Annotated in this window: 17 protein-coding genes and 1 other annotated feature; of the genes, 10 read left to right on the top strand and 7 right to left on the bottom strand. The window is 67.5% G+C overall.

Going from position 1 to position 16694, the window contains the following annotated elements; genetic code table 11:
• Positions 1 to 50: 50 nt before the first annotated feature.
• Positions 51 to 1348 (top strand): IS3 family transposase gene (locus AC5YDA_RS12925; RefSeq protein WP_496192929.1). Its coding sequence is split into 2 segments (ribosomal slippage): positions 51 to 345 and positions 345 to 1348, totalling 1299 coding nucleotides; the frame shifts between segments, so codons are not numbered across the junction.
• Positions 329 to 478, top strand: a sequence feature (AL1L pseudoknot). (Overlaps the previous gene by 150 nt.)
• A gap of 302 nt (positions 1349 to 1650) precedes the next feature.
• Here the strand turns inward: AC5YDA_RS12925 and AC5YDA_RS12920 are convergent.
• The 4 genes from AC5YDA_RS12920 to AC5YDA_RS12905 all read right to left on the bottom strand — a co-directional run bounded on the left by AC5YDA_RS12920 (position 1651) and on the right by AC5YDA_RS12905 (position 2807).
• Positions 1651 to 1920 carry a hypothetical protein gene (locus tag AC5YDA_RS12920; protein WP_496189602.1) on the bottom strand — a complete coding sequence of 90 codons (270 nt, stop codon included), beginning with the start codon at positions 1918 to 1920 and terminating at the stop codon, positions 1651 to 1653.
• Positions 1921 to 1925: 5 nt separating this feature from the next.
• Positions 1926 to 2156, bottom strand: coding sequence for a hypothetical protein (locus tag AC5YDA_RS12915; protein WP_496189601.1), 231 nt, complete (start codon positions 2154 to 2156; stop codon positions 1926 to 1928).
• Between the two features lie 77 nt (positions 2157 to 2233).
• Positions 2234 to 2581, bottom strand: coding sequence for a type II toxin-antitoxin system PemK/MazF family toxin (locus AC5YDA_RS12910; RefSeq protein ID WP_496189600.1), 348 nt, complete (start codon positions 2579 to 2581; stop codon positions 2234 to 2236).
• Positions 2568 to 2807, bottom strand: a complete 240-nt coding sequence (locus AC5YDA_RS12905; protein ID WP_496189599.1) for a ribbon-helix-helix domain-containing protein — start codon at positions 2805 to 2807, stop codon at positions 2568 to 2570. Before AC5YDA_RS12905 ends, AC5YDA_RS12910 begins: the two co-directional genes overlap by 14 nt.
• Before the next feature lie 568 nt (positions 2808 to 3375).
• On the opposite strand from AC5YDA_RS12905, the gene AC5YDA_RS12900 reads away from it, so the two are divergent.
• The gene (locus AC5YDA_RS12900; protein ID WP_496189598.1) at positions 3376 to 3579 is read left to right on the top strand and encodes a cold-shock protein; all 204 of its coding nucleotides are present in this window, start codon (positions 3376 to 3378) and stop codon (positions 3577 to 3579) included.
• Positions 3580 to 3967: 388 nt separating this feature from the next.
• Here the strand turns inward: AC5YDA_RS12900 and AC5YDA_RS12895 are convergent, their stop codons facing one another.
• Entirely contained in the window at positions 3968 to 4462 is a 495-nt protein-coding gene (locus AC5YDA_RS12895) for a DoxX family protein (RefSeq protein ID WP_496189597.1), read from the bottom strand.
• A 250-nt stretch (positions 4463 to 4712) separates the two neighbouring features.
• On the opposite strand from AC5YDA_RS12895, the gene AC5YDA_RS12890 reads away from it, so the two are divergent.
• A complete protein-coding gene (locus AC5YDA_RS12890) occupies positions 4713 to 6395 on the top strand; it encodes an amidase (protein WP_496189596.1) in 1683 nt (560 codons plus the stop codon).
• Between the two features lie 158 nt (positions 6396 to 6553).
• Here AC5YDA_RS12890 and AC5YDA_RS12885 read toward each other — a convergent pair whose 3' ends face one another.
• Together AC5YDA_RS12885 and AC5YDA_RS12880 are read right to left on the bottom strand one after the other, a co-directional pair.
• The gene (locus AC5YDA_RS12885) at positions 6554 to 8014 is read right to left on the bottom strand and encodes an aldehyde dehydrogenase family protein (protein ID WP_496189595.1); all 1461 of its coding nucleotides are present in this window, start codon (positions 8012 to 8014) and stop codon (positions 6554 to 6556) included.
• A gap of 112 nt (positions 8015 to 8126) precedes the next feature.
• A complete protein-coding gene (locus AC5YDA_RS12880) occupies positions 8127 to 8936 on the bottom strand; it encodes an IclR family transcriptional regulator (protein ID WP_496189594.1) in 810 nt (269 codons plus the stop codon).
• A 133-nt stretch (positions 8937 to 9069) separates the two neighbouring features.
• On the opposite strand from AC5YDA_RS12880, the gene AC5YDA_RS12875 reads away from it, so the two are divergent.
• The 7 genes from AC5YDA_RS12875 to AC5YDA_RS12845 all read left to right on the top strand — a co-directional run bounded on the left by AC5YDA_RS12875 (position 9070) and on the right by AC5YDA_RS12845 (position 16682).
• On the top strand, positions 9070 to 10377 hold the full coding sequence (locus tag AC5YDA_RS12875) for an ABC transporter substrate-binding protein (protein WP_496193046.1): 1308 nt from the start codon (positions 9070 to 9072) through the stop codon (positions 10375 to 10377).
• Positions 10374 to 11132 carry an ABC transporter ATP-binding protein gene (locus tag AC5YDA_RS12870; protein WP_496189592.1) on the top strand — a complete coding sequence of 253 codons (759 nt, stop codon included), beginning with the start codon at positions 10374 to 10376 and terminating at the stop codon, positions 11130 to 11132. Before AC5YDA_RS12875 ends, AC5YDA_RS12870 begins: the two co-directional genes overlap by 4 nt.
• Positions 11129 to 11857 (top strand): ABC transporter ATP-binding protein, encoded by a 729-nt coding sequence (locus tag AC5YDA_RS12865; protein ID WP_496189591.1) that lies wholly within the window; start codon positions 11129 to 11131, stop codon positions 11855 to 11857. Before AC5YDA_RS12870 ends, AC5YDA_RS12865 begins: the two co-directional genes overlap by 4 nt.
• A gap of 1 nt (position 11858) precedes the next feature.
• On the top strand, positions 11859 to 12725 hold the full coding sequence (locus AC5YDA_RS12860; protein ID WP_496189590.1) for a branched-chain amino acid ABC transporter permease: 867 nt from the start codon (positions 11859 to 11861) through the stop codon (positions 12723 to 12725).
• Entirely contained in the window at positions 12722 to 13762 is a 1041-nt protein-coding gene (locus tag AC5YDA_RS12855; RefSeq protein ID WP_496189589.1) for a branched-chain amino acid ABC transporter permease, read from the top strand. Before AC5YDA_RS12860 ends, AC5YDA_RS12855 begins: the two co-directional genes overlap by 4 nt.
• A gap of 273 nt (positions 13763 to 14035) precedes the next feature.
• The gene (locus AC5YDA_RS12850) at positions 14036 to 15157 is read left to right on the top strand and encodes an NAD(P)-dependent alcohol dehydrogenase (RefSeq protein WP_496189588.1); all 1122 of its coding nucleotides are present in this window, start codon (positions 14036 to 14038) and stop codon (positions 15155 to 15157) included.
• 61 nt (positions 15158 to 15218) lie between these two features.
• The gene (locus tag AC5YDA_RS12845) at positions 15219 to 16682 is read left to right on the top strand and encodes a benzaldehyde dehydrogenase (RefSeq protein ID WP_496193045.1); all 1464 of its coding nucleotides are present in this window, start codon (positions 15219 to 15221) and stop codon (positions 16680 to 16682) included.
• Positions 16683 to 16694: the final 12 nt, after the last annotated feature.

The raw sequence follows: 16694 nt of genomic DNA, 5'->3' as shown, positions 1-16694 counted from the left end.
GCCCCGGGTCTGATGGAGGCTCTCAGTCCTGGGAAGGGATGATGAGAGTCATGGCAGCAGCGAGGAAGTACAGCGTTGAGTTGCAGCAGCGGGCGACGAGGATGGCGTTGGATGCGCGGAGGGACCCGGAGTCGGCGCGTGGGGCGATCAAGCGGGTCGCCGACCAACTGGGGGTGCACCCGGAGGCGTTGCGGAACTGGGTGCGTCAGGCCGAGGTCGACGGCGGGGTGCGGCCCGGCACGACGACCGATGACGGGGCTCGGCTGGCCGAGCTCGAGCGCGAGGTCCGCGAGCTGCGTCGGGCCAACGAGATCCTGAAGACGTCCGCGGCTTTTTTCGCGGCCGCGGAGCTCGACCGCAAGATCAGGTAGCGGTGCCCGTCGGGGTGCTGGTCGACTACATCGACCAGTACCGCGACCGGTTCGGGGTCGAGCCGATCTGCACGGTGTTGAAGGCAGCTGGTGTGCAGATCGCCCCGAGCACCTACTACGCCGCCCGGGATCGTCCGCCGTCGGCCCGCGCGCTCCGCGATGCCGAACTCGTCGGCCAGATCCGGGCCGCGCACCAGGCCAACCTGGGCGTCTACGGTGCCCGCAAGGTCCATGCCGAGCTCAACCGGACGGGCACCAAGGTCGCCCGGTGCACCGTCGAGCGGCTGATGAAGAACGACGGCCTGCGCGGCATCCCGCGGGAAAAGATTCGCAAGACCACGATCGGTCAGGGCGCGCAGACCGAGCGTCCCGAGGACCTGGTCAAGCGCGAGTTCGTCGCCGGCGCCCCGAACCAGTTGTGGGTGGCTGATCTGACCTACGTCCGGACGCACGTCGGGTGGGCCTACGTGGCGTTCGTGCTGGACGTGTTCAGCCGGATGGTCGTGGGCTGGCAGGTGTCGACCAGCCTGCGCACCGATCTGGCCCTGGATGCCCTCGACATGGGGCTGTGGGCCCGCCGGCGCGCCGGCCAAGATGTCACTGGTCTGGTCCACCACAGCGACCGCGGCGTCCAGTACCGAGCGATTCGCTACACCGAGCGGCTCGCCGAGGCCGAGGCCGTCGCATCGGTCGGGTCCAAGGGTGACAGCTATGACAATGCCATGGCCGAGGCACTCAACTCGTTGTTCAAGGCCGAGTGCATCCGCAACCCCGTGATGCGACCCCAAGGCGGCTGGAAGTCCGTGGTCGATGTCGAGATCGCCGTCGCCGAGTACGTCGACTGGTACAACCACCGGCGCCTCCACGGCGAGATCGGGCTCGTCCCGCCCGCCGAGTACGAGACCAACCACTGGGCGAGCCAGCCCGTCGAGCACTACCGTAAGAACCCGGTCCTCACCGAGGTCGGATCCACCTAACCGAGCCTCCACGAAACCCGGGGCGATTCATCATGGTCAGTTGGCTGGCTGACAACACGATCCCGGGAACCGCCTTCACGCGGCCGAAGTTAACGGTGACGGTCGCCAGGTTGCTCTACGCGTTTGTTGTTGGCCACGACGCTGATGGGGTTGCTGGGTGCCGGGCGCGCCCTCCACGACAGGCTGGGCGGCACGCTCGTCGTCACTCAAGCGCGACGCAACTAGAAGTTCGGGCCGAGGCGTTTACCGGATCTGCCGCTGGGCGGCCGGGTGTGTTTGCTGGCGGTGGGACAGTTGCCAGCTCAAGCGACCTTCTTGCTGTAGCGCTGGCGGGCGGCCTCGCCGCTGGTGCCGACGAAGGAGCCGATGGCCGACCAGGGCATCCCAGCCTCGCGCGCCTTGCGCACTGCCTCGATCAAGTGGCGTTCGGCTTCGGAGCGCTCAGCGACAGCGGCGCGCAGTAGTGTGACGGCGCCGGGGTCGAGCTCGTCGGCAGGGTCCGGTTCGTAGGACTCGAAGCGCGCCGCGAGTTCGTCGGCGTGTTGCAGGATCTCGTCAACAGTGCGCGGCATGGTCATCACCTCAGGAACTTCTCGCGGGCTCTCATTGCATGGACGATGACGTGCACATGGTCGCCATCGACATAACCGATCTCCAGGAAGATCGCGGACTGGTTCGGGCCGACGATCATCGTGAACCCGTCGCCCAGATCCCAGATCCTGACGGGATTTCGGTACGCGTGGAGAATCTCGGGTTCGTCGAGTCCGTGCTTGAGCGCGGACGGCGCGACGATGGGATCCTCCGTCACGAGTCCAAGGTAACTTGTCGGCCCGGCGGGGTCAACGTCCGAGCCGAACATCCCCATCTGCCGCCGGTCGCGTGTCCTCAGAGTTGGAGGTGCAGGCGGAGGACGTCGTCGAGTTTGGTCATCAGGTGGGTGGGAAGTCGGCCAATGACCGGACCCAGGCGTTCCACCGAAACCGAACGAACTTGTTCTGCTTGGGCCTTCGAATCCACAGGGATCCCCGTCTCGGCAGCGGAGAGGAGGACCTGGAAGGGGAAGACCCGCGTGATGTTGCTGGTGAGGGGGACCACGGTGACAACGCCCCGCCCCAGCCGGGCTGCGGTGGCGTTGGCGTTGTCGTTGCTCACGATGACAGCTGGCCTCCGCTTGTTGGCCTCTGCTCCGCGGGCCGGTTCCAGATCGACCAGCCGGATCTCACCGCGGAGCATCAGGCATCCCATCGGCCGTGGCGGACTCCCACGCGCCGGCGTCACCCGAGCCTTCCCACTCCTGCCATGCTGCTTCGTAGGCGGACTGGAGCTCTGCGTCGCCGAGCAGCCTTATCGCCTGCTGGATGGCCGCGGACCGGGACTTCAGCCCTGCCGCGTGGGCGTACTTGTCCAGCGCTGCCACCTCGCTCTCGGAGAGGCTCACACTCAACTTCACCTGACTCATGCGACCAGCATACTACTCGGGTTCCTACCACGGTAGCTTTACCGGATCTGCCGTCGGTCGCGCGGTCGATCTGCCGATGGTCGGGCGTCCGTACGTGAAGAGCAGCATGGGTGCGTCCTACGACGTCAACGCCCCCGGGGACGGGCGCGCGGGCTGTGGGGAGGGCGGAATGGCCATGCGGTGTGGCTCGCTTCCGAGGCGCTGCGTGGCCCACCGGGTGTCTGGCGGCAGATCATGAGGAGGTCGGGTCAAGCCCCCTGCGGCTGGCCCTCCAGGTCCGGCCGTCTGGTCCGGCCGGCCTGCACAACCTCCACGGCGCCGCGCCACACATGATGAGCACTGCCGTGTTGGCCAGTTCGGGGTGCGGCTGTTGGCGGGCGATTCGCTTCCGGTGACTCCGGTTGGTACCGTCGTTCGCGTTGGTTGGTGTTTGAGATGTTCGTTTGCACGTTGGTTCGAGCGCCGGGTCTCTGGCGTTGGTTGTCCTGTCGGGAAGCGTCCCTTTGCAGCTCCATCACCCGAGCGTGCGCGACCGCGGATGCTCCGCTTTCCACATGAGGAGAACAATATGGCCACCGGTACCGTCAAGTGGTTCAACGGCGACAAGGGCTTCGGCTTCATCAGCCCTGATGATGGTTCCGCCGACGTCTTCGCCCATTTCTCGGCGATCAACTCGGGCGGGTTCCGCTCCCTGAACGAGGGCGACAAGGTCTCCTTCGAGTCCCAGCAGGGCCCCAAGGGTCTGCAGGCGGCGAACATCACCGTCATCTGACCCAATCTGAACGGGCCCGGCTAACACATGCCGGGCCCTTTTGGCGTTGTGCCTGCTTCGCGCGTCACCGCCCATTGGCCCGCCCCAGTTCGACCGGGGCGTACCTGCGACCATGATCCGCCTGCCGCCACGGCTGCCCGCCACCCGCGCAGGCGATGAGCGCTCACGCTGGTCGCCGTCACCGCAGAAACGCTGATACCTGGCGCAAGAGATCCGCTTCTGCCGCCGAGCACACGCATGGCAGAACCGAGGCCGTCTCACAGTCAGCACGGGTGGCCCGTCTCAGGCCCGGACCTTGAGGCGTGCGCACATCTCCGATTGGGTGTCGTCGGACGCAGCGCAACGCCCCCGAGTCGTGATCGACTCGGGGGCGTTGCGTCCTTGCTCGTCAGGCCGCGACGGCGGCTGTCTTGCGGCGGGCGGCCGTCACACCGATGCCCGAGAGGACGCCGAGGGCGATGGCACCGTAGGAGGCCAGCGTGGACCAGGACAGGCCCAGCGCCGCGTCGAGGGAGTAGACGCCGGGGCCGGTCAGGGCGAGGACGGCACCGAGGACCGCGTAGACGAGGGGCAGTTCGTAGCCGCCGTCGGTGGCCCACAGTCCCTTGCCGCCGTGGACGGCGGCCGCGACGAGGAGCGTCCCGATGACACCCGCGCCGGCGAGCGGGGTGAGCAGGCCAAGCGCCAGGAGTAGGCCGGCGCCGAGCTCGGTCGCTCCGGCGAGCAGGGCCATCGTCCGTCCGGGACGAAAGCCCAGTTGATCGAAGAAGGCGCCGGTTCCCTCGAGGCCGTGGCCGCCGAACAGGCCGAATAGCTTCTGGGCGCCATGGCCGGCGATGAGCAGGCCGAGCAGGAGACGGAGGATCAGGAGACCGAGGTCCATGGGTGTGCCTTTCAAGGATATTGGTTGAACAGTAAACTAGTCACCCTGACTCGTCAACCGATACATGGTGTTGGCCGGCAAACCCGGCCCGCGTGGTGCGTCGACCATGAGGGCAGGGGCGATGCATCGATCGAATGTGCAGCCGTGACCGAGCCTCGGTCCGGTTGCCTGCCGATCCCGATGGCACACTCGTTGCCTGAGATCCGACGCTGATCCTCAGCGCGCCTCGCATTCAAGGAAGGGATCCTGGATGGCCGACCGTGCACCCCGATTCGAGTTGGTCGACGCCAGCATCGAGGACATCCTTGCGGCGCTCCGCCGCGGCGAGATCACGAGCGTTTGGCTCACGCAGTGCTACCTGGATCGCATCGCCGCTTTCGATCGCGGAGCTGGGGGCCTGAACTCCATCCCGGTGCTCAACCCGGAGGCCTTGGCCGAGGCCGCTGAATCCGACCGGCGTTGGCGGGCAGGGATCCCGCGGGCACTGGAAGGTGTGCCGTACACGGTCAAGGATTCCTACAGCGTCGCGGGGCTCACAGTGGCGGCAGGGTCGCCGGCGTTTGAGCACCTGAATGCCCTGCAGGATGCCTTCTGCGTCGAGAAACTGCGTGAAGCCGGCGCTGTGCTGATCGGGAAGACCAACATGCCGCCGATGGCCGACGGCGGAATGCAGCGCGGCCTGTATGGACGGCCCGAGAGCCCGTACAACCGGGAGTTCCTCGCTGCGGCGTACGCGTCCGGATCCTCAAGTGGATCCGCTGTGGCCACGACAGCGAACCTGGCCGCGTTCGGCATGGGAGAGGAGACCGTGTCTTCGGGACGCAGCCCGGCCTCGAACAACTCCCTGTGCGCGTACACCCCTTCCTGGGGCCTCATCTCCATCCGCGGCAACTGGCCGCTGCATCCTGCGCGTGACGTCGTCGTGCCCCACACCCGCTCGATGCCCGACATGCTCCGGGTCCTCGACGTCCTTGTCCGTGACGACCCGGAATCCCGGGGAGACTTCTGGCGCCACCAGCAGGTCATCACGCTTCCGCGGCCCAGCGAGCACCGGCCGCACTCGTACCTGGAGCTGCTCGATCCGCGGGCGTTGGAGGGCAAGCGACTTGGTGTGCCCGCGGTGTTCTTGAACGAGGACCCGGGCATGCCGATCGTCCTCCGCCCGTCCGTGCTCGAGTTGTGGAATGCGGCCAGGCGGCGACTCGAGTCCTTGGGCGCGGAGATCCTCGTCACCGACTTCCCCCTCGTCGAGCGGTACGAGCAGCCCAGGCGCGCAGGGGTGCCGCACGTTCTCGAGCACCTGCCGGCCACGTGGCGGTCCGCCGAGGAGGAGCACTTCCTGCCCTTCGGCTGGGACGACTTCCTGCGCGCCAACGGGGATCCCACGTGCGACACGCTCGCCGCCGTCGATCCCGACAGGATCGCACCCCGCCCGCCTGGCACGCTGCCGGACCGCTTCGACGACGAGGCTGACCGGTTCACCCATGCCGTGGCATTCGCACGCGGGGGCATCCCCGACCCCCGCCGGCGCAGGGACTTCCGGGCAGGACTGACCGCCCTGCACTTGTTGCGCAAGTCCCTGTTCGAGGATTGGCTGGCCGAGCACGCCTTGGACGCCATCGTGTTTCCGGCGAACGGTGACGTGGGTGCCGCAAACGCCGACGTCGACCGCGGCGCGGCCGACCATGCCTGGTCGAACGGGGTCTACTTCTCCAACGGCAACTCCGCATTCCGTCGCCTCGGCATCCCCACCGTCACGGTGGCGATGGGCATCATGTCCGACATCGGCATGCCGGTTGGCCTGACGTTCGCGGGCCACGCGTACGACGACCTGGAGCTGCTGCGATTCGCTGCCGCGTTCGAAGCAGGCGGTTCCGGTTCCCTCCGCCGCCCACCTCCCGAGACCCCGGCACTCTTCTCCCAACCTGGCTGATCGCGCCACAGCGGGCGCTTCGGTGAATCGCACTGGGTTTCGTGGGCAATGGCCTCACTTCCAGTCTGTGATCAGGCATGTCACCTCGAACTGGCTCGCACAGCATCCCCAATGCGTGCATCAGGCCAGGCGCTGCGACGACGCAGGGGGATCCAGGGTCAGAAGGGGAACGCCCGAGGCGAGTCCCGTGTCGTCACCCACTGCAACTCGGTGAGGTCGTCCACGGCGAAGCCGGTGCTGAACCTGCCCCAGCCACTGTCCTTGGTGCCGCCGAACGGCATTTGGGGTTCATCGTTCACAGGCTGGTCGTTGACGTGGATGATGCCGGCTTGTAGTCGACTGGCCACCTCCAGGCCCTGCACGCTGTCGCCGGCGAGCACGGCTGCGGTCAACCCGAATGCCGAGGCGTTCGCCCGGCTGATGGCCTCCTCCCGGTCCTTGACCACTTCAAGGACGACCACGGGGCCGAACGTCTCGTCGAAGGCAAGCTCGATGTCCTTCGGAACGTTCGTGAGCACGGTCGCTGGATAGCAGGGAGGGGCGGCGGTTCCACCGGCGATGACCCGCGCTCCACCCGCGACCGCTTCACGAACGCGGCGGCTGATCTTGGACAAGGCCCAGGGATTGATCACGGGACCGATGACCGTCCGAGGGTCGCGGGGGTCGCCCATCGGAAGGCTGGCGACTTTGTCAGCGAAACGTCGGGTGAACTCGTCGGCGATGGCAGCCTCGACGTAGATGCGTCGGGCGCACATGCACACCTGGCCCTGGTGTACGAAGGCACCGAAGGCGGCGGCTTCGACCGCATAGTCCAGATCGACGCCCTCCAGCACGATGAGTGGGTTCTGGCCACCCAACTGCAGGAGGAGGCGCTTGAGGTGTCGTCCGGCGTTCTCGGCCAGGCGGCGTCCCGTCGCCGTGGAACCGGTGAAGGTGATGCGGCGAACGAGGGGATTGGCCACGAGCTCGTCTCCCACGAGGCCCGCGTCCCCCGAACCGTGCGTGATGATGTTGAGGACGCCGCTCGGCAGTCCCGCCTCCGACATGACTGCGCCCAGGAGGAGCCCCGTCAGGGGGGCCTCTTCCGAGGGCTTCAGCACCACGGAGTTGCCGAGGGCCAGAGGCGCGGCGATCGTCCGTGCGGTGAGGGTCAATGCGGCATTCCAAGGGGCAATGGCACCCACCACACCGACAGGCTTCCTGATCGCCATGGCGCGCGTCCCGGGGACGTCGGAGGGCAGGAGCTGGCCAACTGGCTGGTAGGGGAGAGCTGCACACTGGCGGAACAGGGACACGGCGAAGTCCACTTGGATGTCTGCGAAGTGTCGCGTGCACCCGGTCTCGTTGGCCAGCAGGGCCCGCAACTCCTCCCGCCGACTCTCCAGGATCGTCCCAGCGGCCAGGAAGACGTCCTGGCGCACGCGTGGCGCGGAATCGGCCCACGGGGCGAACGCCTCGTGCGCGAGGCGGATCGCTTCGCGCGTGTCCTCCGGATCGCCTGCGGCCACCGTGGCGAGTACCTCGCCGGTCCAAGGGTTCGTGGTCTCGAACGTGGCGCCCAGTCGCGAGTCGACCCATTCGCCGCCGATGAACATCCTCTGGTGGGGGACTGCTGTCACGGCTGTTCCTCTCGGGTGCGCATCGGGCGGGATTGGTGAGAGTGAGTGCATCGCATTCCACGACGCAGCCGTACTCGTGTTCCAGTAGACGGAACTCTGTTCTGCTCTTCGGTCACGGAAGGTAGCCCATGCGCTGCGAGATGTCCCGTCCGGTTCGTCGCAGGGGCAACTCGAAGCGATCGGTCACCGCAGCCAGGGTGGCATTCCATGCGCCGAGGTGGACCGCGAGCCCGACTGCGGCGATCGTCTCGCCGAAACGATCCCTGACCGGCACCGCCAGGGCCCGGACGCCGGGGGCCAACTCCTCGTTCGCCACGGCCAGCCCGACCCGCTCGATCGTCTGGAGCGTGGTGAGTAGTTCCTCGCGCGAGGTGATGGTGCCGGGGCCTCGCCGGATCAGGTCCATCCTGTCCAGCGCGCGACGAGTGGCCACGGGATCTCGGTGTGCCAACAACACCTTGCCCAACGCCGTGCAGTAGGCAGGAAGCCTGCTTCCTACGTGCAGGTCGAGCTGGATCTGGAAGCCCGCCCGGGTCGGGCGTCGGCGGTCGACGTAGACGATGTCCGTGCCGTCCAAGACGGCCAGACTCGCCGTCTGGTTGGTCTCTTCCGACAACTCCTGGAGCATCCTGCCGGCGACCTGGACCACCTCCCGTGAGCCGTGCGCGGCGGCGGACAGGGCTGCCGCAGCGGGGCCAAGTCGGTACCGACGGGTCTCTCGGTCTTGTTCCACGTAGTCGAGGCGTACCAGCGCCGTGAGATAGCGGTGGCAGGTGCTTTTGCTCAGCCCGCTGGCCTTGCTGATCTCGACCAGCCCCAGGGCCCCGGACCGACCGGCCAGGGCCGAGAGGACGGTCAACCCCCGTTCGAGCGCTTGGGTGCTGGCGCCGGGCGGCGGAATGTCCCGAACCACGTCGTCCACGACTGCATCGTACCAAAAATGGAATCAAGTTCTGGCAGCTGGAACATTTCGTTGACCGTGCCGCGCGCATCCGCGCAAGATCTCGCCCCAACGGGTCCGCCGGGTCACGGACCGATCGAACAAGGGAGTCGACGTGAGCAATGCAATCCCCTCGGCAATCAGCCGCCGGCAGCTCATCAGGGGCGCGGGAATCGGAGCCGCGGCGCTGGGCGCGATGCCGCTCCTCAGTGCGTGTGGTGGCTTGCGCGGCAGCAGTTCTGGCGTCGGTGGCGACGTGCTGAAGATCGGTTACGTCAGCCCGCAGACCGGCCCGCTGGCGGGATTCGCCGCTGCCGACAACTTCGTCGTCTCCCAGATCAATGAGGCCATGCGCAGCGGCCTCACCATCGGCGGACGCAAGAGGTCGATCGAGATCGTGGTCAAGGACACCCAGTCCAGCCCGAACCGGGCGACCGAGGCCACCCGACAGCTCATCAGCGAAGGTGTCGACTTGATTGTGGGGTCGTCGACGCCGGACACCACCAACCCGGTGGCCGACCAGTGCGAGTCCAACGGCACCCCCAACGTCACCACCATCGCCCCTTGGGAGGCGTGGTTCCATGGACGCGGCGGCAAGTCCGGCGAGGGCTTTGAGTACACCACCCTGTTCTTCTTCGGCATGCAGGAGTTCGCCGACTGCTTCGTCCCCATGTGGGAGCGCGCTGGTGCTTCCACGAAGAACGTGGCCGCGTTGTGGCCGAACGACACCGACGCGAACGCGTTCCGCAACGGCCTGTCCAAGTTGGCGGGTGCACGGGGCTGGACGACCATCGACGGTGGCGCGTACCAGAACGGCACGACGGACTTCACCGCCCAGATCACCAAGTTCCGTCAGTCGGAAGCTGAGCTGTTCACCTGCACCCCGATTCCTCCGGACTTCCAGACGTTCTGGCGGCAGTCACGTCAGCAGGGGTTCCAGCCGAAGCTGGCCACGGTCGCCAAGGTGATGCTGTTCCCCACGGAGGCGGAAGCTCTCGGTGAACTCAGTAACAACATCGCCACTGACATCTGGTGGAGCCCTGCCCACCCGTACAAGTCGGCCCTCGACGGCACCACTGCGCAGCAGTTGGCCGACAAGTACGCGGAGTCCACGGGCAAGCAGTGGACCCAGGCCCTGGGTTCCATCTACTCGCTGTTCGAGATCGCCATCGAGGCGCTCAAGAAGGCCAGCGATCCCAAGGACAAGAAGGAGGTCGCCAGGAACCTCCGCGAGATGCAGCTCGACTGCATGAGCGGTGTGCTCGACTTCACGAAGGGTCCCGAGCCGGGCATCGCCATCCAGCACCCGGTGGGCGGCCAGTGGCGGCCCGGCACGAAGTTCCCCTGGGACATCGTCATCGTCGACAACACACCGAACCCGGCCGTGCCGATCGGTGGCGACCTGCAGTTGACGAACGCGTGACCTCCGCCACTCCACTCCTGAGCCTCCGACAGGTCACGAAGCAGTTCGGGAAGGTCGTCGTCGCGAGCGCCTTGGATCTCGAGGTCCCCCAGGGGGAGGCCTTGGGGATCGTGGGGCCCAACGGTGCGGGAAAGAGTTCCCTCTTCGCCATGATCTCCGGGGACCTGCGGCCCGACGCGGGTGCTGTCCTCCTGGATGGTGTCGACGTGACCGCCAGCCCGGCCTACCGGCGGACGCGGGCGGGTATCGGGCGCTCGTACCAGATCCCTCGGCCCTTCACGCACCTGACGGTGTTCGAGAACGTCCTCGTGTGCTGCCACCAAGGGGGTGGGCTGCGTGGGCGGGAGGCGTCCGAGTGGGCTGGTGAGGTGCTGCGAAGAACGGGCTTGGTGTCGCAGGCGAACGACCCCGCTGGGCGGTTGGGTCTCCTCCAACGCAAGCGGCTCGAGATGGCACGTGCGCTGGCGACACGACCCAAGCTGGTGCTCCTCGACGAGGTCGCCGGTGGGCTGACCGAGCCGGAGGTCGCGGAACTGGTCGAGATCGTGGGTGACATGCAGCGCGAGGGTCTCACCGTGGTGTGGATCGAACACGTGGTTCACGCCTTGGCCAAGGCGGTGCCCCGCATGATCTGCCTGGCGGGAGGGCGGATCGTGGCGGACGGGACGCCGCACGAGGTGCTCGCTGACGACCAGGTCCGCGAGCTGTACCTGGGTGGCGGGCCCGAGGGCGAAGACATGGAGGTGCCGACGTGACGCTCCTGGAGGTTCGCAACGTGGACGTCCACCATGGACAGCTGCACGCGGTGCGCGGCTTGACCTTGACCGTGGCCGAGGGCGACGTGGTTGCTGTGATCGGCGCCAACGGAGCGGGCAAGTCCACGCTCATGCGTGCGGTCGCCGGCAGCTATCAACCCACGGCCGGCGAGATTCGTCTGGCTGGGCGTGACATCACGAGACTGCCCGCTCACCGCAGGGTGGCTGAGGGGATTGCCCTGGTTCCTGAGGGCAGACGCCTCTTCCCCAGCTTGACGGTTGAGGAGAACCTCTTGACGGGGGCCTTCCTCAGGCGTCCGGGGCACTGGACGCTGACCCGCGTGCTCGAACTCTTCCCGTGGATGGTTGGCCGCCGCAAGCAGAATGCTGCCCAACTCTCCGGGGGGGAGCAGCAGGCCGTCGCCATCGGGCGCGCGCTCATGACCAATCCCGGCGTGCTCCTCATCGACGAGCTGTCCCTTGGGCTCGCACCCGTCGTGGTGCGGCGGATCTATGAGGTGTTGCCTGAGATCACCGAGTCGGGCACCAGCGTCCTGCTGGTCGAGCAGGACGTCTCGCAAGCCATGCGGGTGGCCCGCCACGTGTACTGCCTCCTCGAGGGGCGTGTCGTCCTCGAGGGCCGCCCAGCCGACCTGTCGGCCGAACAGGTCGCCAACGCCTACTTCGGGATCTCGGCGCCCGACGAACCAGCGAAGGGAGCATGACGTGGAGTGGGTGAACGCCTTGGTCCAAGGCATCCTGCTGGGCGGGCTGTATGCCCTCTTCGCCACGGGGCTCTCGATGATGTTCGGGGTCATGCGGATCGTGAACCTCGCACACGGAGACCTCGCGGTGCTCGCAGCCTTCCTGACGTTGGCCACCGTGATGGGGACGGGGATCCCGCTCTGGGTCGCCGTCGTGGTCGTGGCGCCACTGTTCGGACTGCTGGGCTACCTGACCCAACGCGTGCTGCTCCAACGCGGGTTGGCCGCCGGCCCGATGTCCACGCTCGTGGCAACCTTCGGTCTCTCCATCATCATCCAGAACGTCCTGTTGGAGGTGTTCTCGGCTGACACCCGTACCTTGGATGCAGGCAACCTGGCCCTGACGTCGCTGCGGGTGAACGAGTACGTCGCCGTCCCTTGGCTCGCGCTCCTCACCTTCGGCCTGGCGCTGCTCGTCATGGTGGCACTTCAGGCCTTCCTGTCCCGCACCAGCCTCGGACGCATCATGCGCGCAACGTCGGACGACCGTGACACGGCGACGTTGGTGGGTGCGGACTCCCGCCATGTCTACGGGGTCGCGACCGCGATCGCGTTCGCCACGGTGGCCCTGGCCGGCATGCTCATGGCGATGCGCTCGTCCGTCGACCCATCGGCTGGGCAGGTGCGGCTCCTCTTCGCCTTCGAGGCGGTGGTGATCGGCGGTCTCGGATCACTGTGGGGAACGCTGCTCGGTGGCATGCTGCTGGGCCTGACCCAGGCGCTCGGGAGCCAGATCGATCCCGCACTCACGATCCTGGGCGGTCACCTCGTGTTCCTCGCCGTTCTGGCCTTCCGCCCCGAGGGCCTGATCCCCAGGAGGAAGCTGTGACCGTCACCGATGCGCTGCTGGCACGCCACACCCCTCCGGTGCAGGTGCGGCGGTCCTCCCGGTCGACGCTGATCGGAGCCGTTGCGCTCGTTCTCCTGGTCGGCCTGCTGGCCTCTCTTCCCTTCCTGGTCGAGGTGAGTGTCACCGACCCGCTCGTCAACCTCTTCATCCTGGTGGCCCTGGCCAGCATGTGGAACCTGCTGGCGGGCTTCGCCGGCCTGGTGTCCGTGGGTCAGCAGGCCTACCTCGGGCTTGGGGCCTACTCGGTGCTCGTCCTCGCCGAGTCGGGGGTCCAGGCCTACATCGCCATCCCGCTGGCGGCCTTGGTCGCCGTTGTCTTCGCCCTGCCCACCTCATGGTTGGCGTTCCGACTTCGCGGAGACTACTTCGCCATCGGCACGTGGGTCATCGCTGAGGTCTATCGATTGGTCACGCAGCGCATCGGCGCAGTGGGGGGTGCGAGCGGCAAGTCACTGACGACCCTGTCCGGGATCGACCCCGTCCTCCGCAACGCGCTCACGTACTGGGCGTCCCTCGCCCTTGTCGTCGCAGCTGTGATCGTCTGCTACCTGCTGTTGCGCAGCAGGCTCGGTCTGTCCCTGATGGCGGTCCGCGACGAGGAGACGGCCGCCAACGCCGTGGGCATCGACGTGGTGCGGGCCAAGCGATGGGTCTACCTGATCGCGGCAGCGGGCAGTGCCATGGCCGGTGGGGTACTGCTGGTGGCCTCCCTGAGCGTCAACCCGGACGCCGTGTACTCGGTCCAGTGGTCGGCGTACATGATCTTCATCGTCGTGATCGGTGGCATCGGCCGGATCGAGGGGCCCCTCGTGGGCGCGATCGTCTTCTTCGCCCTTCAGCAACTGCTGGCGGACTACGGCACGATCTACCTCATCGTCCTCGGCGTCCTCGGCGTGCTCGCTGCGTTGTGGCTACCGCTCGGCCTGTGGGGCTGGGTGGAGGACCGCACCCGGATCAGCCTGTTCCCGATCGGGCACCGCGTGACCATCCCGGACGAGGCGGTGAACGATGTCTGACGAGGCCCTGCGGCTCATCCGCCTTTCCCTGGTCGAAGCGGCGGACGCCGTTCGGTCGGGAGGTGACCTTCGGGGACACCGTCCTGCCGATCGAGTTCGTCCTCACCCGGCTGACAAGCATCTTCAATGCCATGGGCATCCCGGTCGTGAGTGTGCCGGTCACCGCGGGTCTGCTCCCCGTGGGCGTCCAGATCGTGGGCCGGCCCCAGGACGACGACCTGGCCTTGGCCATCGCAGGCGTCATCGAAACAGCCACCACAAGAAGGAGTCAGCATGAGGATCACGGCTGCGGTCGTCGAGGAAGTGGGCGGCCCGTTCACGGTCACCGAGCTTGACCTGGACGGCCCTGGTCCGGGCGAGGCGCTCGTGCGGATCGTTGCCACGGGCATCTGTCACACCGACGAGATCACACGGCACGGGGATCTGCCCATGCCCTTCCCCGGCGTGCTGGGGCACGAGGGTGCGGGCATCGTCGAGGCGGTGGGCGACGGAGTCACCCGCGTGGCGGTTGGCGACCACGTCGTGCTGGGCTGGCCTTCGTGTGGGAGCTGCAGGGCCTGTCGGCAGGGCGAGCCACGCTACTGCCAACGGTTGGGTGAAGCCCTCTGCGGCGGGGCCCGCCTGTTGGGGCCGCGTGCCGGCGAGACAGCGCTGCGGCGCTCGGATGGTGGTCTCGTCCACAGCCACTTCTTCGGACAGTCGTCGTTCGCGACGCACGCCCTGACGTGGGCTGACTCGCTCGTCGTGGTGCCTTCCAGCGCTGACCTGGCCCTGCTCGGGCCCCTCGCGTGCGGAATAGCGACGGGGGCGGGCGCGGTCTTCAACACACTGAAGCCGGGTCTCGACAGCAGCATCGTCGTGTACGGGTCAGGCGCCGTCGGGCTCTCGGCCGTGATGGCGGCGCGACTCACTCCCGCGACGCGCATCATCGCCGTCGACCGGCACCCGAATCGGCTGGCCTTGGCAGAACGGTTCGGGGCGACCCACGTCATCAATGTCGCTGATCAGGACGCCGTCGCGGCCGTCCACGACATCTGTGGCGGTCCCGCTGACTTCGCCGTGGAGTGCACCGGCGTCATCTCCGTGGTGCGCCAAGCGGTCGACAGTGTGGGCATGCTCGGGACGTGCGCCCTGATCGGCGGTGCCCCCGCCGGCGCTGAGTTCACCGTGGATCACCTGACGACGCTGTGGGGCAAGCGCATCGTCGGAACGCTGGGGGGCAGCGGCACCGGCCAGGAACTCATCGGGACCTTGGTCGAACTCAATGCCCAAGGTCGGTTCCCCTTCCACGAACTCATCACGTTCTACGAGCTGGACGACATCCAGCGGGCCCTTGACGACGCCCTTGCCGGCGGGGTCCTCAAGCCCGTCCTCCGGATGCCCACCGCCCCCTGACCCCCGGCGGTGCCCCTGGGGCCCCGCTGCTCTCCCCAACAACTCGCGAAAGGCGCTCACCATGTCTCTTCTGGACTCAATCGATTGGCAGGGCAAGATCTTCAAGGCGGGCCAGTGGCAGTTGGCCCATGGGGGCGAGTTCGACGTGATCGAGCCCGCCACCGGGCAGCGGCTGGCGACGATGGGCTCGGCCGACGCCGTCGACGTCACGGAGGCCGCAGAGGCAGCGGCGGAGGCCCAGCGCTCGTGGGCCGCGCTGCCCTTCACCCAGCGGGCCGCTGTGATGCGGAGGGCCGGTGACCTGTGGCAGGAGCACGCGGATGAGATCAGTTCGTGGAACGTGCGCGAGGTCGGTGCGGTCCGGGGCATGGCCGGGTTCGCCCTCCACGTCGCCGCCGAGGAGTGCTACGAGGCGGCCGCGCTGACCGGCCAACCCAACGGGAGCCTCCTGACCAGCGAGCAGCCCCGCCTATCGATGTCGCAGCGCGTGCCGGTGGGCGTGGTCGGAGTGATCTCCCCCTTCAACGTGCCGATCATCCTCGGTATCCGCTCGGTGGCACCGGCGCTGGCCCTGGGCAACGCCGTCATCTTGAAGCCGGATCCGCGCACCGCGGTCACGGGCGGAGTGGTGCTCGCTCGCATCTTCCAGGAAGCAGGGCTGCCTGATGGCGTGCTCGAGATGCTCCCGGGAGGCCGGGAGGCGGGCGAGGCGTTGGTCGTGGATCCACTGGTTCCGGTCATCTCGTTCACGGGGTCGACCCCGGTGGGCCGCCGGATCGGCGCGCTGGCCGGTGAGCACCTCAAGCGGGCCCACCTCGAGTTGGGTGGAAACTCCGCCCTGTTGGTCCTGGAGGACGCGGACGTTGAGCAAGCCGTCAACCTCGCTGCCTGGGGATCGTTCTTCCACCAGGGCCAGATCTGCATGACGACCGGCCGGCATCTGGTGGCGAGCCGCATCTACGACGACTTCGTCGACGCCTTGAGCGCCAAGGCCAAAGCACTCCCGGTCGGTGACCCGGCCCGGGAAAACGTCGCACTGGGACCCGTGATCGACGCCGGTCAGCGCGACAAGATCCATGGCCTTGTCACCGCCAGCCAGGTGCAAGGGGCGAGGCTGGCAGCGGGCGGGACCTACGAGGACCTCTTCTACCGCCCGACGGTGCTGGCGGACTCGCCGATCGACGCACCTGCCTTCGCTGAGGAGGTGTTCGGGCCCGTTGCGCCGGTGACCAAGGTCGACTCGGTGGAGGACGCTGTGAGCTTGGCGCGCATGAGCGAGTACGGGTTGTCGTTGGGGATCGTCACCCAAGACGTCATGCGGGGATACGAGCTGGCACGACAGATTCCCACGGGGATCGTCCACATCAACGACCAGACCGTCAACGACGAGGCTGTTGCTCCCTTCGGTGGCGTCCACGCGTCGGGGACCGGATCGCGATTCGGCGGGGCGGCTGCCAACATCGAGGCCTTTACGGAAACCCGCTGGATCACCATGCGCGGCACGCCTCCCACGTACCCCTTCTGACAGCGGAACAGA

The organism is Propioniciclava sp. LT294 (assembly GCF_059516005.1).
The sequence above is the reverse complement of the archived record's forward strand: the minus strand, read 5'-3'. Positions and strand labels throughout refer to the sequence as shown.